The following is a 19429-nucleotide window of genomic DNA, read 5'->3' on the forward strand; positions in this document are numbered from 1 at the left end:
ATCGTCGCGCCGATCACCTGACTTTGGTGCGGGCCAGTACGGTCCTTACCGCGTCTTCCATGCGTTTCCAGTCCTTCAAGAAGGCGCGCTTATAGTTCAGGGTGATAGAAAGCTTGTTCTCGATATCAGAGAAGTAGTGGACACAACTTGCAGCAACAGCGCCTTTCTCGTGTACTACTTCAGCTCCCTCCAGCCGCACACCGTCTCCACGAAATTTGGTGCTGTCGCACTTGATGAAGGTGATGAGGCCGCCGCTTGAGTCGCGCGCGACGTACCAGTCATCTTCGTAGGCAGGGTTGCGAATCGGCGGTTTCCCGTAGTGGTCTTCGTACTCTTTCGAATACGCCAGCATTTTCGCTTCGTCGATTGCGTAAGGCGTTAGGTCCAACGTGTCTTGCTGGGCAAGGCGGAGATCGAGGCGCTGCCTCGGATCTCGACGTTCCACTGAATTGGCCTCGGTTATCGCATCATTGGAAGAATGTCGCTCTAATGATGTCTCGATAGGAGCCCGGTCGATGTAATTGATTCGAACTGAGATCTCCTTTCGGAAATCATTCGTACGCGGGTTGGCCCGTGCTCCGGGCGGGGTGGGGGTCATATCTGGCCACTCGATGACCAGCGTCACGCCTTCGCCCGGCCATGGTGCGATCTGGCTGTCCAGGTAGTTGGCGGGGATGCGGAAGGTGTTCGGACCCAGCTTTACGTCAACCGGCGCGTCCGAATAGGTGTGCCCGTTGATGGTGCGGCCTGTGGTAACGGTGCCTGACATGGGGGAAGTCCTTTTTTGTTCGGGTGATGGCGTCCGTGCACAGGCACTGCCGGTCACGGCGACGGCGAGTGCAAGAGCCAGGCACCGGCCGGATGACATCATGTGCATTGGTCAATCCATTGCAGGGTTCGCCGCAACTATAGGCAACTTGGGATCAGCGCGACAGCAAGGGCGAAGCCTGAGATTGTCCGTGCCATGCGCCGCACGACATGGGAATGCGATCACGCTCCGCCGGCAGGAAAGGCGCGTGGATCAAAACGCGGGCGGTGCAACGGCAGCTCGCCACGTGTGCCGAAGAAGGGCGTTTGCCGCCCTTGATCGCACTAAGTGTCGAGCTGCAGCGTGGTCAACGCAGACGTCGCCGCGTCATGCCCCAAATGCACCATCGATCGTATGCATCGCCCCGGTGACAAAACTCGCTTCCGAGCCTGCCAGCCAGGCCACCATGCCGGCCACTTCGTCGGCGCGGCCGTGGCGTTTGATCGCCATGAAGCTGTGCATCAGGTCTTTCATCGGCCCGTTTTCCGGGTTGGCATCGGTATCGATCGGGCCCGGTTGCACCACGTTGATGGTGATGCCACGCGGCCCGAAGTCGCGGGCCAGCCCGCGCGCCAGCCCTTGCAGTGCGGATTTGCTCAGCGCGTAGGACGCCATGCCGGGCAGCGGCATGCGGTCGCCGTTGACCGAGCCGATCACGATGATCCGCCCGCCGGGTGGCATCTGCCGCGCTGCCTCCACGGCGGCGTGGTAGGGCGCGTGCACGTTGATGCGGAACAGCCGGTCCACCGCGTCCGGATCCTGGTCCAGCGCATCGCCGAACAAGGCGATGCCGGAGTTGACCACCAGCACATCCAGCGGCCCGTTGCGGCGCACCGTGTCGATGACCGCATCGCGGTCGGCGCTGTCGGCCAGCACCGCGGTGCTGCCGGTGTCACCGGCCAGGCGCTGCGCCGCCTCGGCAGAGCCGGCATAGGTAAACGTCACCCGTGCGCCCTCGGCCACGAAGCGCCGCACGATGGCGGCCCCAATCCCCCGGCTGCCACCGAGCACCAATACCGACTTGTCTTTGAACGCTGACATGCACCACCTCGCAATTAATGTAGCGAGTAATACATAATAGATCTCGTCTGCCGTCAAGGATTTTGTAACTATGACTACAGAAACCCCCCGGGCGCGCGGCCGGCCACGGGCGTTCGACCCGGACCAAGCGGTCGCCACCGCGCAGCAGCTGTTTCATGCGCGCGGCTACGACGCACTGAGCGTGGCCGACCTCACCCAAGCGCTGGGCATCAACCCGCCCAGTTTCTACGCCGCCTTCGGCAGCAAGGCCGGCCTGTATGCGCGCATCCTCGACCGCTACGCGCAGACCGGGGCCATCCCGTTGCCACAGATCCTAGACACCGCCCGCCCGCTGGCCGACGCGCTGGCCGACGTGCTGGAGCAGGCCGCCCGCTGCTATGCCGCAGATCCCGCTGCCACCGGCTGCCTGGTGCTGGAAGGCACGCGCAGCAACGACGCGCAGGCGCGCGAGGCCGCCTGCGGCTTTCATGTCGCGGCCCAGGAGTTGATCCGCTCCCACATCGCCAAGCAGTGCCCGCACGACGCAGACCGGCTGGCGGATTTCGTCAGCACCACCATGGCCGGGCTGTCCGCCAGCGCCCGGCATGGGCAGAGCCTGGAGCGTCTGTTGGCGAGTGCGCGCTTGGCGGGGGAGGGGATTCGGGCGGCGCTGCGGGGAATTGGGTGAGCGTGTCTGGCTTCCGCCGTTGAGCGGTAGACTCTCGTTTAGTCAGAGCGCTTAGCGAAGACTGCTTGCAAAAACAGCTCGCTCGCTGGATATTCCATATTCCGGAATATGGAATAAGGCGGGCTCGGCTGTGGAACTGAAGCCCCAGGATCTGGTGGTGCTGTACAAGCAGGTCGCGCAGGCGGGCCAGGTCTGGACGTATGCATCCCTTGGAAAAGCGCTGGGCATGAGCCCGTCTCAGGTGCATCGCAGCGTCAAGCGCGCGGTGGCATCCGGCTTGGCGCTGGAAAAAGGCCGCGGCGAGTGGGAGACGGTACGCACGGCGCTGCATGAGTTCGCGGTTCACGGTGTGCGTTACGCCTTTCCTGCCGTCATCGGGCCGCTAAGGCGTGGCATTCCTACGGCCTTCGGCGTGCCCCCACTGTCCATTGCCATTTCCAGCTCCCCAGGGGATGCACCGGTGTGGCCAAGCGCGCAGGGCACGGCCAAAGGCCCCAGCTTGTCGCCGTTGTCGACCGGTGTGCCCAACGCTGCGCTGGCCGACCCTGCCTTGCATGAGCTGCTGGCGCTGCAGGACGCGCTGCGTAGCGGGCGCGCCCGCGAGCGCACGCTGGCAGCGCGCTATCTCAAGCAGTTACTGGGGATTGGCGACGCGGCTGGGCCGTAGCTCTGGTTCTTTGGTCAGAACCAGCACCACCTGTAGTCAGCAGCTAAAATGCTCCGCATGACCATGCTCTAGTCCAAGAGGGGCTGGCCGCCAGATCAAGAGGTTCTCATGTACGTCAAGGAAAGTGATATCGAGCGGGATCTCATCGCCAAGCTCGACGAGCTGAAGTACACGCTGCGCCCGGATTTGCGGGATCGATCGGCACTTGAGCGCAACTTCCTAAGGAAGTTTGAGGTGCTTAACCGCGTCTACCTGACTCAGACCGAATCCCAGCGGCTTCTTGAAGACATCGTGACCAGCGACGTCTACAGCGCGTCGCAACGCTTGCGCGAGACCTCAACATTCATCCGCGACGACGGCACGCCACTGCATTACACGTTGGTCAACACCCGCGATTGGTGCAAGAACACCTTCGAGGTGGTTAACCAGCTGCGTATCAACAGCGACAACAGCCATCATCGCTACGACGTGATCCTGTTGATCAACGGCGTGCCGGTCGTGCAGATCGAGCTGAAGACGTTGGGAATCAACCCACGTCGGGCCATGCAGCAGATCGTTGACTACAAAGCCGACCCGGGCAATGGCTATACCCGCACGCTGCTGTGCTTCATGCAGGTGTTCATCGTCAGCAACCGGACGGAAACGTATTACTTTGCCAACAATAACCCGCGCCACTTCAATTTCAGTGCGCAGGAACAGTTTCTGCCCATCTACCAGTTTGCCAACGAGGCCAACCGCAAAATCGGCCGCCTTGACGCATTCGCCGATGCCTTCTTGCCCAAATGCACACTAGGGCAGATGCTCAGCCGCTACATGGTATTGGTGGCGAACGAACAGAAGCTGATGATGATGCGTCCCTATCAGATCTATGCGGTCAAGGCGATTGTCGATTGCATCGAGAAGAACGGCGGCAACGGCTATGTGTGGCACACCACAGGCAGCGGCAAGACGCTCACCTCATTCAAAGCATCCACCCTGCTCAAGGACAACCCGGATATCGAGAAGTGTCTGTTCGTGGTGGACCGTAAGGACCTGGATCGCCAGACACGGGAAGAGTTCAACCGCTTCCAGGAAGGCTGCGTCGAAGAAAACACCAATACCGAGGCGCTGGTGCGCCGGCTGGTGTCCGACGACAAGGCCGACAAGGTCATCGTTACCACCATCCAGAAGCTGGGCTTGGCGCTGGATGGCAACAATCGGCGCAACTATGCGCAAAGGTTGGAACCACTGCGTGACAAGCGCTTGGTCTTCATCTTCGATGAGTGCCACCGCTCTCAGTTCGGTGACAACCACCAGGCCATCAAGGAGTTCTTCCCGCGTGCGCAGTTGTTTGGTTTCACCGGCACGCCGATCTTCGACAAGAACGCCGCCAGCGTTCAGCGCGAGGGCCAGAGCGGCCGCTACCGCACTACCCAAGATCTGTTTCAGCGCGAGTTGCATGCGTACACCATCACCCACGCCATTGATGACCGGAATGTGCTGAAGTTCCATGTGGATCACTTCAAGCCTGAGGGCAAGCATCCGCCCAAGCCGGGCGAGGCTATCCTCAAGCAAAAAGTGATCGAGACGATTCTGAATAAGCATGACGCAGCGACGTCGCAGCGTCGGTTCAATGCGGTGTTTGCCACCGCATCGATCAACGACGCGATTGAGTACTACGCCCAGTTCAGCAAGATGCAAGCCGAGCGCCAGGCACAAGAGGCCGACTATCGTCCGCTGAAAATTGCGTGTGTGTTCTCCCCACCGGCGCAAGCGGTGGCCGCCGAGGGCGGTGAAGACGCCAGCAAGAACGCCGCCGACGTACGCCAGCTGCAAGAAGACCTGCCGCAAGAGCAAGCTGACAACCGCGAAGACCCGGAAGGCAAATACGCCGCGCTCAAGCAGATCATCGCCGACTACAACGCCCAGTACGGTGGCAACTTCCGTATCGGCGAATTCGACGGGTACTACAAGGACGTGCAACAGCGCATCAAGCTGCAGCAGATCCCCGATACCGATCTGCCTGGCAAGGGCGCTGAGAAAATCGATATCACCATCGTGGTGGATATGCTGCTGACTGGTTTCGACTCCAAATATCTCAACACCTTGTATGTGGACAAGAATCTGAAGTATCACGGCCTGATCCAGGCATTTTCGCGCACCAATCGCGTCCTCAACGATGCCAAGCCTTACGGCAGCATTCTTGATTTCCGTCAACAGCAGGACCCGGTGAACGAGGCCATCAAGCTGTTCTCCGGCGAAGGCAATGAAGCGCCCGCGCGCATCTGGCTGGTGGATCCGGTGCCCGAGGTCATTGATCAGCTTGCGGGCGCCATGCAGCGGCTGGACGAGTTCATGCAGTCGCAAGGTTTGCAGAACGCGCCCGATGAAGTGGCCAACCTGCGCGGCGACACCGCACGCAGCCGCTTCGTGGAGCTATTCAAGGAAGTGCAGCGGCTCAAGACCCAGGTGGACCAGTACACCGACATCACGCCCGAGCAACAGGCGCAGGTAGACAAGGTGATCAGCCCTGACGACCTGCGCGCCTGGCGCGGCACTTACCTGGAGACCGCGCAGCGGCTCAAGGCCCAGCAGCAGGCCCAAGGCAGCACCGCGTCGCAGGAGGTGCAGAACCTGGAGTTCGAGTTCGTGCTGTTCGCCTCCAACCTGATCGACTACGACTACATCATGGCGCTGGTGGCACGCGACAGCGGCAAGCCGGCAGCCGAGCGCAGCATGACCCGCGAGCAGCTGATTGGCCTAATTCAGGCCGATGCCAAGTTCCTGGATGAGCGCGACCTGATTGCCGACTACCTGCGCAGCCTGCCCATGGACCAGCCGCTGGAGGAAGCCGCTATCCGCAAAGGATACGAGACCTTCAAGGCGTACCGCCGGACGGACGAGCTCAACGTCATCGCGCAGGCGCACGGGCTGGAAGCTGATGCGTTCAAGGCTTTCGTGGACGACATCCTGCGCCGCCGCGTGTTCGATGGCGAGGCACTGAGTACGCTGATGGCGCCGCTGGGGTTGGGCTGGAAGGACCGCACACGCCGCGAGCTGGAATTGATGGAGTACTTGACGCCAGTGCTGGAACGGTTGGCGCAGGGGCGCGAGATTGCGGGGCTGAGTGCATATGCGCAGTAAGGGATAGGGATAAGAGAATGGAAACACAGCACATTCAAGCATTGACCGCCAGTTTCGAAGGCCATGCACAACAGGCCGACAATGGCGTGGAATATTGGTTGGCGCGCGACGTACAAGCCTTGCTGGGCTATACCGAGTGGCGTAACTTCCTGAAGATCATCGATAAGGCCGAAACTGCCTGCGAGGTCTCGGGCCAGCGGGTGGCCGACCATTTTGTTGACGTCAACAAAATGGTCGATATCGGCTCCGGCAGCCAGCGTGAGATCGACGATGTCATGCTGACCCGTTACGCCTGCTACCTGATTGCCCAGAATGGCGACCCCAGGAAACAGGAGATTGCATTCGCGCAGACCTACTTTGCCATGCAGACACGCAAGGCAGAGTTGATCGAGCAGCATTTACTGGATGCGGAGCGGGTTTCGGCGCGCAAGAAGCTCTCCGACACGGAAAAAGAGTTGTCGCATGTCATTTTCGAACAAACTGGTGGCAACCAGAATTTTGCGTTGATCCGTAGCAAAGGAGATCAGGCATTGTTTGGTAAAAGCACCCAAGCCATGAAAGCCCACTGGCGTGTGCCGGATACGCGGCCTCTGGCGGACTTCGCGCCTACTATCGTTCTGAAGGCCAAGGACTTCGCCACCGAAATCACCATTCACAATGCGCGCGAGAAGCAGATGCGCAGCGAGCAGAAGATTTCAAGCGAGCATGTGACCAACAATGAAGCGGTGCGCAACACCTTGCTCAGTCGTGGCATTCGTCCAGAGAGTCTGGCACCGGCTGAAGATGTGAAGAAGGTGGAGCGTCGTCTGGCTTCGGCGGAGAAAGCGGCGCTCAAGAACCCCGGCAGGCTGGAGGGCGATGAGTAGCCCGATAGTGTCTGCGAATTGCGCGCTGAGCGCGTTGGTAGCGTTCAAGATGGTTTTGAACGAGATCCTGCACTGCTGCGTGTTTGATGGCGAGGCATTGAGTGCTTTGATGGCGCCGCTAGTGTTGGGCTGGAATGACCGCGCACGTCACAAGCTGAGTTTGAGGGAGCAGCTGACTTCGGTGCTGGAGCGATTGGCGCAGAGGCGGGAGATCAAGAGGTTGAGTGCGCATGAGCAGTAATGGAAAAGTTAAGATATCAAACGCAATTAAGACCCTGGAAATAGTCCCAAGGTTGCGTTTCCCCGCTTATTTTGATGCTAGCGGCTGGCAGTTTGAAAAATTAGGGGATCATTTGGACTATCTCCAGCCGACGCCGTACTTGGTAAGTGCCACGAGCTACAACAATAATTATCTGGTGCCAGTGTTAACGGCTGGAAAGACATTTGTGCTTGGTTATACGGATGAGGTTGATGGAGTTTTCGATCAGAATTTGCCTGTTATTATTTTTGATGATTTTACGACTTCATCAAAATTTGTAAATTTCCCATTTAAAGTGAAGTCATCAGCGATGAAGATTTTGCTGCCAAGGAATAATGCTAGTATCAGATTCTTCTACGAGCTGTTACAGATTATTAGTTATGAGGTGGGTGCGCACGGGCGGCACTGGATTTCAATTTTTGCAAGTATGAAAGTGCCAGTCCCCTGTGCTGCCGAACAGCAAAAAATCGCGGACTGCCTATCCTCCCTTGATGACTGCATTGGTGCGGAAATCCGCAAGCTTGACGCCCTTAAGACCCACAAACAGGGCCTGATGGATCAGCTTTTTCCCGCTGAAGGCCAGCGCTTGCCGCGCCTGCGCTTTCCAGGCTTTAATGGCGGGTGGCAAGAATCTCAACTGGGGAGCTGCATTCAGACGGTGGCGCCTCCTGAGAAACTGCAGACATCGGAATATATGGCGCAAGGTCGCTATCCCATTATTGATCAGTCGCAGGAGCCAATAGCTGGATGGACAAATGATAAGGATAAACTTGTCGAAGGTCCATTCCCATTGATTGTTTTCGGCGATCATACTTGTAAGCTGAAATTAGCGACTAGGCTATTCGCTCAAGGTGCGGATGGCATCAAGATTTTCTGTGCAAAGAAAGGTATTTCGACGGGCTTCCTTTACCAGTTTCTGTTGGCTCGTCCCCTGGTCATGCAGGAATATCGGCGCCACTTTTCCATTCTGAAGGAAAAAGCCGTTCTCTTTCCTGTTGATCCGGAGGAGCAACGATGCATCTTCAATATTCTGTCGGGGCTTGACGAGCTGATCATTGCGCAGTCCGGGAAGATTATCTTTTTGCAGCAACATAAAAAGGGACTGATGCAGGGCTTGTTCCCAGCCATGGAAGCGAGCACACCATGAGTCCACTCCCGCCTTTCGCCGATCTTCTTGCACTAGCCACCCATGTTCGGACGACGCTAGACGGTCCAGCGAATACGCCAGAAAGAGCCAAGCACTTTGTGCTGCTCTACGGCCATAATGGTGTCGGCAAAACCCAGTTGTCGATGGCATTCAAGAACATCGGTCGCCAGGAAGATGCTCGCGACACGCTGTACTTTAACGCCTATACCGAAGACCTGTTTGGCTGGGACAACGATCTGGCTGGCGATAGCGACCGCAAGCTGGTTCTCAACACGGCCTCCCGCCTTTTTTTGGGCCTCTCATCGCTGGAGATGGATACCCGCATCCGGCCACTGTTGCAGCGCTACGCGGATTTCGATTTCCAGATCGATGCAGAGGCAGGACTGGTGCGTTTTTACCCTAAAGGCGACGCGGAGCAGCCGATTAAGATCTCCCGTGGCGAGGAAACCATGTTCATCTGGTGCTTTTTCCTGGCCATCGTGCAACTGGCGATGGACGGCGCCGAGGCCTACCAGTGGGTGAAGTACATCGTCATCGACGACCCCATTTCCTCGCTGGACGAACACAACGCCATTGTGGTCGCCAACCACCTTGGCCAGTTCCTGGCGCGGAAAGACCACGCCATCAAGACGGTGATCTCGACGCATCATGCCTTGTTCTTTAACGTGCTGTGGAACGAGATCAAGCTGATCGACCGCAGCAAGTTCCAGCCATGGTTGCTATCGCGAGTGCGCGCCACGGGTGAGTTCACCTTGACCTTCAGTGGCGATACGCCGTTCTTCCAGCATCTGGCCTTGCTGGAGGAGCTGTGCCGGGCCCGCGACTCGGGCCAGATCTATACGCACCACTTCAATGCGCTGCGCGGTCTGTTGGAGAAGGCGCAGATCTTCCACGGCCATGACAAGTTCTCGGTCTGCATCAAGCAGGATGCCGAGGGCGACCCCGACGCTACCTTGTACGGGCGCGTGGTGAACATCATGAGCCATGGCAACTACTCGTTCTACGATCCGGTTGAAATGCTGCAGGAGAACAAGGAGCACTTCGAGAAAGTGCTCAATGATTTCCTGGCCTTCTATCCGTTCAACAGGGTGCCGCTGCCCGGCACGGATGCCTGACATGCCGATTCTCGACACCACCGAAAGACGGCCGCAGTCAGATGCAGATGCGGGCCGTCCGGCAGACCGTCTGGTCCAGACTGGCCAGGATTATCGAGCTATTCGACACCAACAAGTAGAACGTTTCCCCGCACCTGACGACGTCTTGAAGAAAACGAGTTGAAAGCGCTGGTAACTGTCAATAAATTCTTGACAGTTCAAACCGAGGGCGGGCACGCCGTCGACGCCCGATCACGCTTTACCTGCTGGACGCCACACTGCAACAAGTCAATCACCGCGAGAAATCCTAAAACCCAATGACGCACGACGAAAAAAACAAGCTCGGCGATTTGCTATGGTCCATCGCCGACGACCTGCGCGGCAGCATGGACGCGGACGACTTCCGCGACTACATGCTTGCGTTCCTGTTCCTGAAGTATCTGTCGGACAACTATGAGGCCGCTGCACAGCGCGAGCTGGGCGACGAATACCCGGAGCTGGAGCCTGAGGACCGCTTTGCGCCGCTGTCGTTCTGGTACGCCGACAACGCTGGCGACATACCGGCCTTCGAGACGCAGATGCGGCGCAAGGTGCACTACGTGATCTTGCCGGAATATCTATGGACCAACATCGTCAATATGGCGCGCGAGCAGAGCGAGGACCTGTTGACCACGGTGGAGGAGGCGTTCAAGCACATCGAGGAAGACTCGTTCGAGAGCAGCTTCGCGGGCTTGTTCTCCGAGATCAATCTCAATTCGGACAAGCTGGGCAAGACGCGCAAGGCGCGTAACGACCAGTTGGTCAAAATCCTCGGCAAGATCGCCAAAGGCCTGGCCCAGTTCTCCACCGACAGCGACACCTTGGGCGATGCCTACGAATATTTGATCGGCAAGTTCGCGGCCGGGTCCGGCAAGAAGGCAGGCGAGTTCTACACCCCGCAGCCCATCTCGGACATCCTCTCTGCTATCGTCACGCTGGACAGCCAGAACCCGTCCGCCGGTCCTCGCACGCATCTGGACCAGGTGCTGGATTTCGCCTGCGGGTCAGGGTCGCTGTTGCTCAATGTGCGCAAGCGCCTGGGCCCGCACGCCATCGGCAAGCTGGTGGGGCAGGAGAAGAACGTCACCACCTTCAACCTGGCGCGTATGAACATGCTGCTGCACGGGATGAAGGACACCGAATTCGACATCCACCATGGCGACACGCTGAAGAACGAGTGGGACTGGCTGCGCGAATCCAACCCCGCACGCATGCCGCGTTTCGATGCGGTGGTGGCCAACCCGCCCTTCAGCTACCGCTGGGAGCCGAACGAGGCGCTGAGCGAAGACATGCGCTTCCGCAGCCATGGTCTGGCGCCCAAGTCGGCGGCGGATTTCGCTTTTTTGCTGCATGGGTTTCATTACCTCAAGGACGATGGCGTGATGGCCATCATCCTGCCGCACGGTGTGTTGTTTCGAGGCGGCGCAGAAGCACGCATCCGCACCAAACTGCTCAAGGACGGGCATATCGATACGGTGATCGGGCTGCCGCCGAACCTGTTCTACTCCACCGGCATCCCCGTGTGCATTTTGGTGCTGAAGAAGTGCAAGCAGCCCGATGACGTGCTCTTCATCAATGCGGCCGAGCATTTCGAGAAGGGCAAGCGCCAGAACCGATTGTTGCCTGAACATATCGACAACATTGTCGAGACCTACCGCGACCGCAAAGAGGCACCACGCTACGCACGTCGCGTGGAGATGGCGGAGATCGAGAAGAATGACTTCAACCTCAATATCTCGCGCTATGTCAGCACCGCGCAGGCGGCAGAGGAGATTGATCTGCATGCGGTGCATGCGCAACTCAAGCAGATCGAAAAGGAGATTGGCGAGAGCAAGGCGCGGCACAACGCGTTCCTGTTGGAGTTGGGGCTTCCGCCGTTGCCTTGATGCTGATGTTAACCGTGGCTGCAATTAGGGTAGCAAGTGCGCATACGCACGCGCCCTCTTGACGCGCCGCGTCTGCGGTAGCACGCTTGCGGTACGGAGCCTCGAAACTCCTCATATAGCGGTACCCACCTCCGACATACTGGTGGGTTTTTTGTGCCTGTTTGTATTGCGGGTGCAACCGACGTGATTCCTGCGTCGGGAGGGCGGTGAATACAACACCCGCAAGGGAAATAAGCCCGCCGGCTATATGCGGTTTCGAGCCTCCCGACTTCCCGTCCGTCGCTTTGCGGCGGGCGGGCTGATTCCATGGAATGAGGAGCAGGCCATGTCGGACGTTGTACGCGATGTGCAGTCATACCCGGGCTACTACCTGCCAGAAGGCGCGCAGTACCGCTTGCAGCAGCTGCGCGACCACATGCGATTTTTGGCGCGCTTGGCGCAGCCGCGCACGCAGGCCGAAGAGCTGGCGCGGCAGCCGGCTATCTGTATGGATGAGTTGGCGGTCTGTCTGGAGCTACTGGCGACGCAGGTGACCCATGTGCTGGAAGAGGTGCAATGGCCTGCGGCGGTGGAGCGCAAGGTGTGATGGCTGGCAGACAAAAACGGCAGGCTGATTGCGCAACCTGCCGTTGATCTTTTACCGATGTCTACTCGCTTAGAAGCAGAATCTGCCGCCCAGGCTGATGGTGTCGACGTATCCGTCGATGCCGTTGAACTCACGCTAGTGGCAGGTGTTCCTGACGCTCAGTTTCTAGCTGCTTATGAAGTCGTAGCCGAGGTTGACGCTGTAGCGGCAGTAGAATGCGCATGGATTGTTGAAGCAGCCTTAATCGTAGAAAGAGGGCCAGCCATGCGCTGCGTAAAGGGCGCTTCATTGTCCGTCCTTGCGCATGTGCCTTGGTTCCCACGTGCTCTCAGGGGCGTAAGGACCAACAATCCATGATGCCGTCCCTGGTATGACGCGCTTGCCCACGATCAGGCGGCCCTTGTTTCCCTCAATCTCAAGAGTGAAAGATGGAGGAACCTCTGGGTCACTGGTATTCATATACTGAGCACCGGCGCGTGTCATCGCCTTGTCCATGTGGTACTTCACCCCGTTGAAGGGCAGTCCCATATGTTCGTAGCCGGGCCATTTGATCATTGCGCCCGCAATTCCGCCGCTCTCCTCGGAGCCGCCGCCAACGTAGAGCTCCACTTCGTATTGGTTGTCCGGCGTGTGGAAGGTGACTACCGTGCTCGTCGCACTGACGGACCAGCTGAAGACGGCAAGCGCTGCAAAAAGCGCTAGCGATCCAGCTCCCTTACTGAAGACTCGATCACGCATGGCATCCCTCCTTGGTATGTGGGGTGATCTTATCCGATCGATTCCCGGTGCCAAGCCATCCGCGCAGCGCTGTCCGTGAGATTCGGTGGCTTAGCGGCGCTAAACCGGCGCAGACTTCAAAATCCCAGACAAACTCTCCCGCAAAATCAACTGCAGATGCATGCGGTTGAGTTCCATGCCGCTGGTCATCACGCTGTGCAGGCCGCCGCACATGGCGGCGACGGCGAAGACGCGGGCCTGGAATTCCTGTTCGCTGCTGGCCGGGTCGGCGTGGCCGCGGAGCAGGCGCTTGAGCAGGGCGCTGAGGTGTTCGATCAGCGATGCGCTCTGCCGGCGCATGAAGGCGGCCAGCACCGGGTCGCGCAGGGTGGCCAGGTGCAGTTCCAGGTCGATGCGGGTGCGCTTGATGTTGATTTCCTGCAGCAGCCATTCTTCGAGCAGGCCGGCGATGAAATCCACCACATGCACGTTGGCCGGGCGTTCCACCAGCCACATCTGGCGGATGGCGCGCATGTAGTTGCGCTCCAGCAATGCGCGCACCAGCGCGTCCTTGTCTTCGAAACGTTGCAGCAGGCTGCCGCAGCTGACCTTGGCGCGCTCGGCGATCAGTTCGAAACTGGTGGCGCTCAGGCCGATGACGTCGATGCACTGCTCGGTGGCGTCCAGCACCTCTTCCAGCAGCAGTTCTTCGCGCTCTTTTGCCGTGCGCAGCAACAGGACGTTGGACATGGGCAGCAGGGTGTCGGGGGGCTGCAGTATACCGGCGCGGCGTTACCCATCCGTTGCGTTCGCTTGTTGCTGTGCCATCAGTCATGGATGCGCGTGCGTATTGAAACACCGGTCACAGATGCGCTGGTCGACCATGTTTTCACGGCGGCTGTGCGACACGTGAGGTCGACGTTGTGCAGGAGAAGCATGTGAGTGAGAACAGTGCGGTAGCCGGTGTCTCGGCGCAGTGGCCGGCGCGGTTGTGGGTGGTGCGGCATGGGCAAAGCGCGGGCAACGTGGCGCGCGATGTGGCCGAGTCCAACGGCTCGGCCTTGATTGACCTGGAGCACCGCGATGCGGATGTGCCGTTGTCGGCGCTGGGCGAGCGCCAGGCCGAGGCGTTGGGGGCGTGGATGGCCGGTTTGCCCGAGCACGAGCGCCCCACGCTGATCCTGAGTTCCACCTACGTGCGTGCGCGCCAGACCGCCGCTGCGGTGGCGCGTGCGCTGGGGCAGCCGGCCGAGTCGGTCAGTGTGGACGAGCGTTTGCGCGAGAAGGAGTTCGGCGTGCTCGACCGCTATACCACGGCCGGCATTCTTGCGACCTTTCCGGAGCTGGCCGAGCAACGCAAGCTGGTGGGCAAGTTCTACTTTCGCCCGCCCGGTGGCGAGAGCTGGTGCGATGTGATCTTCCGCCTGCGCGGGGTGGTGGGCGATCTGCAGCGCAACCATGTGGGCGCGCGGGTGCTGATCGTGGGGCATCAGGTGATCGTCAATTGCTTCCGCTACCTGATCGAGCGGATGGACGAGGCCACCATCCTGGGCATCGACCGCGAGGGCGATGTGCCCAATTGCGGCGTCACCGAATACGCGGCTGCGGCCGATGGGCAATCGCTGGAGTTGCTGCGCACCAAGTTCGTGCCGCCGGAGCTGGCCGACGAGCCGGTGACCACCGAGTCCGACCGCCCGGCCGGGGCGCGCTGATGGCCGCCCCGCGCGTGCGCATGCTCACCATGGCCGCATTGCGGGCGATGCCGTTGCCGGCCCCGGGTGGCGACAAGGAGCAGCGCGGGCGCGTGTTGATCGTGGGCGGCTCGATGCGCGTGCCCGGTGCGGTGCTGCTGGCCGGCGAGGCCGCGCTGCGCACCGGTGCGGGCAAGCTGCAGATCGCCACCGCCGCCAGTGTGGCGCCGGGCATGGCCTTGGCGGTGCCGGAGGCGCTGGTGCTGGGGTTGGCACAGAACGGGCAGGGCGAGATCGTGCGCGGGCATCGCGCGCTGGATGGGGCGATGGCGGCCTGCGATGCGGCAGTGATCGGGCCGGGGATGGCGTCGTCGGCCACCACCACGGCGATGGTCAGGCGCGCCGCCGAGCAGGCGGTGTGCACCTTGGTGCTGGATGCCGGTGCGTTGTCGCGTGGCCTGCGGGCGCCGATCGGCCGGCCATTCGTATTGACGCCGCATGCGGGCGAGATGGCGACCCTGGCCGGCGACGACAAGGCGGCGGTGGAAGCGGCGCCGGGCGCGTACGCGTTGAAGTTTGCGCAGAAGCTGCGCAGCGTGGTGATCGTCAAGGGCGCGGACAGTTTTATTGCCGGCCCGGATGGAGTGGTGTGGATGCATCGCGGGGGCGCGTCCGGGTTGGGCACGTCCGGGTCTGGCGATGTGCTGGCGGGATTGATTGCCGGCTTTGCCGCGCGCGGCTGCGATGCGTTGACCGCTGCGTTATGGGGCGTGTTTGTGCATGCGGCCGCGGGCAGGCAGTTGGCCAAGCGGATTGGGCCGGTGGGTTTTTTGGCGCGCGAACTTGGGTTGGAAGTGCCTGGGATTTTGGATCGGTTGGCGCGCCGCTGATCGACGCTCGTCGCGTTGAGGCCGCGCGCAGATCCAAAGCCCTTCTCCAGCGGGAGAGGGGTTGCGGTGAAGGTGCGTTTGCTGGAGTCGTGGGGCTGTCTTTCCAGTTGGGGTTTAGGTTGTTGCCTTGATTGCAGTGGGTTGGTTGCACTCTGAGCAGACGTACCCGCATCCGGCCCTTCGGGCCACCTTCTCCCGAGGGGAGAAGGGAAGGTCCGGCGATGGAAGGATGCACGGTTGCGCTCGTTTGTTGCGCGATGTTGCGCCGCGTTGGTCGGTTAGGCTTGTTCACCAACCTGGGAGGGTGCACGGTGAAGCGAACGATTGCGTGGTCGATGGTGGGGGTTCTGGGGGTTTGGGGTGCTGCGACTGAGACGGTGTTGGCATCTGCAGCAACAGCAGCAACAGCAACAACGCCGATTCCGGCGCCGGCATCGACGGCATCTGCATCCACGCCCGCATCGAAGGCGGTAGAGGCTGCGGCTGCGGATGCTGCTGCTGCACCAGCGGCACCCGCCGGCGCACTACGCGTTTACACCTCCGCCCAAGGCGCCACGCAGCAGATGCGTGTCAGCACTGCCGATGCGCCCACCGCCGGACATGCGTTGACCGAGAAAGAGAACTCCATCTTCGTCAATCCGCAGCGGCGCTTTCAGGAGCTGCTGGGCATCGGCGGGGCAATCACCGATGCCAGTGCCGAGACCTTCGCCAGGCTGCCCAAGCCAGCGCAGCGCGCATTGCTCACTGCTTATTACGACCCGCAAAAGGGCATCGGCTATACGCTGGCGCGCACCACCATCCACAGCTCGGATTTCAGCAGCGGCAGCTACACCTACATCAAGGAAGGCGATGCGGCGCTGAAGAGCTTTTCGGTCAGGCACGATCAGCGTTATCGCATCCCGATGCTGCGCCAGGCCATTGCGGCGGCTGGTGGCAAGTTGACGACATTTGCCAGCCCGTGGAGCGCGCCGGCATTCATGAAAGACAGCAACAACATGCTCAAGGGCGGCAAGTTGCTACCCGCGTATGCGCAGGCCTGGGCCACCTACTACACGCGCTTTATTGCGGCCTACGAGAAGGCGGGCATCCCGATCTGGGGCATCAGCCTGCAGAACGAGCCGATGGCGGTGCAAACCTGGGAGTCGATGGTGTTTTCCGCCGAGGAAGAGCGCGACTTTTTGAAGAACCACCTCGGCCCGACGATGGAGCAGGCCGGCTATGGCGACCGCAAGATCATCGTGTGGGACCACAACCGCGACATGATGCTGCACCGCGCGCATGTGATCTTCGACGATCCGGACGCGGCCAGGTATGCCTGGGGCATGGGCTTCCACTGGTACGAGACCTGGGCCGGGTTCGCGCCGATGGTGGAGAACGTGGCGGCGGTGGCACAGGCGTACCCGGACAAGCCGCTACTGCTGACCGAAGCGGCGGTGGAAAAGTTCGACCCGGCAAAGTTGCAGTACTGGCCCAATGGCGAGCGCTATGGCACTGCCATCATCAACGATCTCAATCATGGTGCGGTGGGCTGGACCGACTGGAACATCCTGCTCGACCAGCACGGCGGGCCGAACCACGTGGGCAATTACTGCTTTGCGCCGGTGCATGCCGACACGCGCACCGGTGAGGTGACTTACACGCCGAGCTATTGGTATATCGGCCACTTTTCCAAGTTCATCCGCCCCGGTGCGCGGCGGGTGAGTGTGGCCAGCAGCCGCAGCAATCTGGCAACGACGTCCTTTCTCAACACCGATGGCAGCCTGGCGACGGTGGTGATGAATGCCAGCGATGTGGCGATCCGTTACAACCTGTACGTGGGCGATGCATCGAGTGAGCTGGAGATTCCGGCGCATGCGATCCAGACGGTGGTGATGACGCAATAAGCGCAGGCCGTGGGCGGAGCGTTTGTGGGTTGCGTACCGTCATCCGCCCTTCGGGCACCTTGTCCCGGTGGGAGACGGGGAGCTTCGCATGATCGAAGCCGTCTTTGCGTAGCTGGTCGAACTACCTTGCGGTTCGGTGTTGCTGATGCATCAGCATTCGAGACTGCAGCCAAGACCAATAGCGCCATCGAAGAAACTCCTGCCAATCGCTGCGCGTGCAGCAATCGGCAGGGTTCTAGTGGCGCTATGGCGGAAGCTCGCTTTGTGTTGCTCAGGACAGCAGCAAGCCACCAGTGGCACCAAACACTTCGCCGGTGACATAGCTGGATTCCTGCGAGGCCAGGATCACATACAGCGGCGCCATCTCCACCGGCTGGCCGGCACGCTTGAGCGGGGTTTCCGAGCCGAACTCGGGAATCTTTTCCGGCGGCTGGCCACCGCTGGGTTGCAGCGGGGTCCATACCGGGCCGGGGGCGACGGCGTTGACGCGGATGCCCTTCTCGGCGACCTGCTGGGCCAGGCCCTTGGTGAAGTTGACGATGGCCGCCTTGGTGGACGCGTAGTCCAGCAGCGTCGGCGAGGGCTGGTAGGACTGGATCGAGCCGGTGTTGATGATGGATGCGCCCGGCGGCAGATGCGGGATGGCCGCCTTGCACAGCCAGAACATCGCGTACACATTGGTCTTGTAGGTGGCGTCGAACTGCTCGGTGGTGATGTCGGCGATGTCTTTCATCGCGGTCTGCTTGCCGGCGATATTGACCAGCAGATCCAGCCCGCCGAGCTCCTTGACCGCACGTGCCACCAGTTCATTGCAGAAGGTCTCTTCCTTCAGGTCGCCGGGAATGCTGATGGCTTTGCGGCCTTCGGCCTGGATCAACTTCACCACTTCCGCAGCGTCCTGCTCTTCTTCCGGCAGGTAGTTCAGCACGATGTCGGCGCCTTCGCGTGCGTAGGCGATTGCAGTGGCGCGGCCGATGCCCGAGTCGGCGCCGGTGATCAGCGCCTTGCGGCCCTTCAGGCGGCCGAAGCCCTGGTAGCTCTGCTCGCCGTGGTCGGCCTTTGGTTGCAATGCATGGATGGTGCCCGGCGCTTCCTGGGTCTGCTCGGGGAACTTGGGCTGCGGAAACTGGGTGAGCGGGTTCTGCATTTCGTACTGGTTCTTGGTGCTGGACATGCGCTGGCTCCTGCAGTGGGGGATGGCAGGCCGCAGCGTGCTGCGGCCGATGCGGAGCAGTCTGGAAACCACGGCGATGCGTGCGGGTGAACGAATGTTGTGCATGATGTGAACGCGCCACGCAGAGGGCGCGCGTGCGGTGCTGCTGCGCCGTACACGCAGGCCACGACCGGGAGGACCGCAATGCAGTGTGTAGGGATCGATGGCGCCGGCAGCGGCTGGCTGGCGGTGTGGCAGGCCGGCGATGGATTGCAGTTTGCCGGCTACCCCACGGTGGCCGCGGTGGCGAGCGCATTGGGGGACGTCGCCGTGCTGGGCGTGGACATTCCGATCGGTCTGAGCGAGCACGCGCCACGCGCTGCGGATGTGCAGGCGCGGCGCTTTGTGGGTGGGCGCCGCGCATCCAGCATCTTTGCCGCGCCATTGCGCGGCATGCTGCATGCACCCACGCAGGTGGAAGCGTCTGCGTTGCATCGGGTGCTGGATCACGACGGCCAGCGTGGCTTTGGCGTGCAGTCGTTTGCGCTGCTGTCGAAGATTCGCGCCTGGGACGATGCCTTGCGCGCCGATCCGCCGTGGGCGGAGCGCGTGTTCGAAGTGCACCCCGAAGTGTCGTTCGCCGTGCTCGCCGGCGGGCACGGCCTGGCGGCAGGCAAGAAGAGCAATGCGGGCCACCAACAGCGCGCCGCCTTGCTGGGCCAATTCTATGGCGCCAGGCAGGTGGCCGCGTTGCTGGAGCGCGTGCCGCGTGCGCTGGCCAAGCCGGACGATGTGCTCGATGCCCTGGTGGCCTGCTGGAGCGCGCAGCGCATTGCCGCAGGTACCGCCGGCAGCCTGCCGGCGGTGGTGGAGCGCGATGCCTGCGGGCTACGCATGGGCATCCACTACTGA

At 60.9% G+C, this 19429-nt stretch carries 18 protein-coding genes; 13 read left to right on the top strand and 5 right to left on the bottom strand.

Annotated features, from left to right (window positions below; translation table 11 throughout):
* Positions 1-13 precede the first annotated feature (13 nt).
* Both AC1PLS_RS05740 and bdcA read right to left on the bottom strand, forming a co-directional pair.
* A complete protein-coding gene (locus AC1PLS_RS05740) occupies positions 14-877 on the bottom strand; it encodes a Smlt3025 familytype IV secretion system inhibitor (protein ID WP_184431907.1) in 864 nt (287 codons plus the stop codon).
* A 258-nt stretch (positions 878-1135) separates the two neighbouring features.
* Positions 1136-1849, bottom strand: coding sequence for an SDR family oxidoreductase (gene bdcA / locus AC1PLS_RS05745; RefSeq protein WP_184431905.1), 714 nt, complete (start codon positions 1847-1849; stop codon positions 1136-1138).
* Positions 1850-1919: 70 nt separating this feature from the next.
* Between bdcA and AC1PLS_RS05750 the strand changes: the two genes are divergently transcribed.
* From AC1PLS_RS05750 to AC1PLS_RS05790, 9 genes are all read left to right on the top strand, one after another.
* Positions 1920-2516: a TetR/AcrR family transcriptional regulator gene (locus tag AC1PLS_RS05750; RefSeq protein ID WP_184431903.1), complete on the top strand. Its 597-nt coding sequence runs from the start codon at positions 1920-1922 to the stop codon at positions 2514-2516.
* Between the two features lie 130 nt (positions 2517-2646).
* Positions 2647-3183: a MarR family transcriptional regulator gene (locus tag AC1PLS_RS05755; RefSeq protein ID WP_184431901.1), complete on the top strand. Its 537-nt coding sequence runs from the start codon at positions 2647-2649 to the stop codon at positions 3181-3183.
* 108 nt (positions 3184-3291) lie between these two features.
* Complete coding sequence (locus tag AC1PLS_RS05760) at positions 3292-6306, top strand: type I restriction endonuclease subunit R (RefSeq protein WP_184431899.1); 3015 nt, start codon at positions 3292-3294, stop codon at positions 6304-6306.
* A 17-nt stretch (positions 6307-6323) separates the two neighbouring features.
* A complete protein-coding gene (gene dinD, locus AC1PLS_RS05765; RefSeq protein WP_184431897.1) occupies positions 6324-7172 on the top strand; it encodes a DNA damage-inducible protein D in 849 nt (282 codons plus the stop codon).
* 55 nt (positions 7173-7227) lie between these two features.
* On the top strand, positions 7228-7413 hold the full coding sequence (locus AC1PLS_RS05770; protein ID WP_481104277.1) for a hypothetical protein: 186 nt from the start codon (positions 7228-7230) through the stop codon (positions 7411-7413).
* Complete coding sequence (locus AC1PLS_RS05775; protein WP_184431894.1) at positions 7403-8578, top strand: restriction endonuclease subunit S; 1176 nt, start codon at positions 7403-7405, stop codon at positions 8576-8578. Before AC1PLS_RS05770 ends, AC1PLS_RS05775 begins: the two co-directional genes overlap by 11 nt.
* On the top strand, positions 8575-9693 hold the full coding sequence (locus tag AC1PLS_RS05780; RefSeq protein ID WP_184431892.1) for an AAA family ATPase: 1119 nt from the start codon (positions 8575-8577) through the stop codon (positions 9691-9693). The genes AC1PLS_RS05775 and AC1PLS_RS05780 overlap by 4 nt, the downstream gene beginning before the upstream one ends.
* Positions 9694-9989: 296 nt before the next feature.
* Positions 9990-11597 (top strand): type I restriction-modification system subunit M, encoded by a 1608-nt coding sequence (locus tag AC1PLS_RS05785; RefSeq protein ID WP_184431890.1) that lies wholly within the window; start codon positions 9990-9992, stop codon positions 11595-11597.
* A gap of 325 nt (positions 11598-11922) precedes the next feature.
* Positions 11923-12183 (top strand): XAC0095 family protein, encoded by a 261-nt coding sequence (locus AC1PLS_RS05790; RefSeq protein WP_184431888.1) that lies wholly within the window; start codon positions 11923-11925, stop codon positions 12181-12183.
* A 285-nt stretch (positions 12184-12468) separates the two neighbouring features.
* On the opposite strand, the gene AC1PLS_RS05795 is transcribed toward AC1PLS_RS05790, so the two are convergent.
* Positions 12469-12921 carry a hypothetical protein gene (locus AC1PLS_RS05795; RefSeq protein WP_184431886.1) on the bottom strand — a complete coding sequence of 151 codons (453 nt, stop codon included), beginning with the start codon at positions 12919-12921 and terminating at the stop codon, positions 12469-12471.
* A gap of 99 nt (positions 12922-13020) precedes the next feature.
* Positions 13021-13650, bottom strand: a complete 630-nt coding sequence (locus AC1PLS_RS05800) for a TetR/AcrR family transcriptional regulator (RefSeq protein ID WP_005920554.1) — start codon at positions 13648-13650, stop codon at positions 13021-13023.
* Between the two features lie 173 nt (positions 13651-13823).
* Between AC1PLS_RS05800 and AC1PLS_RS05805 the strand changes: the two genes are divergently transcribed.
* The 3 genes from AC1PLS_RS05805 to AC1PLS_RS05815 all read left to right on the top strand — a co-directional run bounded on the left by AC1PLS_RS05805 (position 13824) and on the right by AC1PLS_RS05815 (position 17364).
* Positions 13824-14612 (top strand): histidine phosphatase family protein, encoded by a 789-nt coding sequence (locus AC1PLS_RS05805; RefSeq protein ID WP_026064525.1) that lies wholly within the window; start codon positions 13824-13826, stop codon positions 14610-14612.
* Positions 14612-15481 carry an NAD(P)H-hydrate dehydratase gene (locus tag AC1PLS_RS05810; protein WP_184431884.1) on the top strand — a complete coding sequence of 290 codons (870 nt, stop codon included), beginning with the start codon at positions 14612-14614 and terminating at the stop codon, positions 15479-15481. Before AC1PLS_RS05805 ends, AC1PLS_RS05810 begins: the two co-directional genes overlap by 1 nt.
* Positions 15482-15804: 323 nt before the next feature.
* A complete protein-coding gene (locus AC1PLS_RS05815; RefSeq protein ID WP_311736847.1) occupies positions 15805-17364 on the top strand; it encodes a glycoside hydrolase family 30 protein in 1560 nt (519 codons plus the stop codon).
* A gap of 271 nt (positions 17365-17635) precedes the next feature.
* On the opposite strand, the gene AC1PLS_RS05820 is transcribed toward AC1PLS_RS05815, so the two are convergent.
* Complete coding sequence (locus AC1PLS_RS05820) at positions 17636-18538, bottom strand: SDR family oxidoreductase (protein WP_065031932.1); 903 nt, start codon at positions 18536-18538, stop codon at positions 17636-17638.
* 183 nt (positions 18539-18721) lie between these two features.
* Between AC1PLS_RS05820 and AC1PLS_RS05825 the strand changes: the two genes are divergently transcribed.
* Positions 18722-19429, top strand: coding sequence for a DUF429 domain-containing protein (locus AC1PLS_RS05825; RefSeq protein WP_184431882.1), 708 nt, complete (start codon positions 18722-18724; stop codon positions 19427-19429).

It is taken from the genome of Xanthomonas sp. NCPPB 3218 (genome assembly GCF_056725185.1).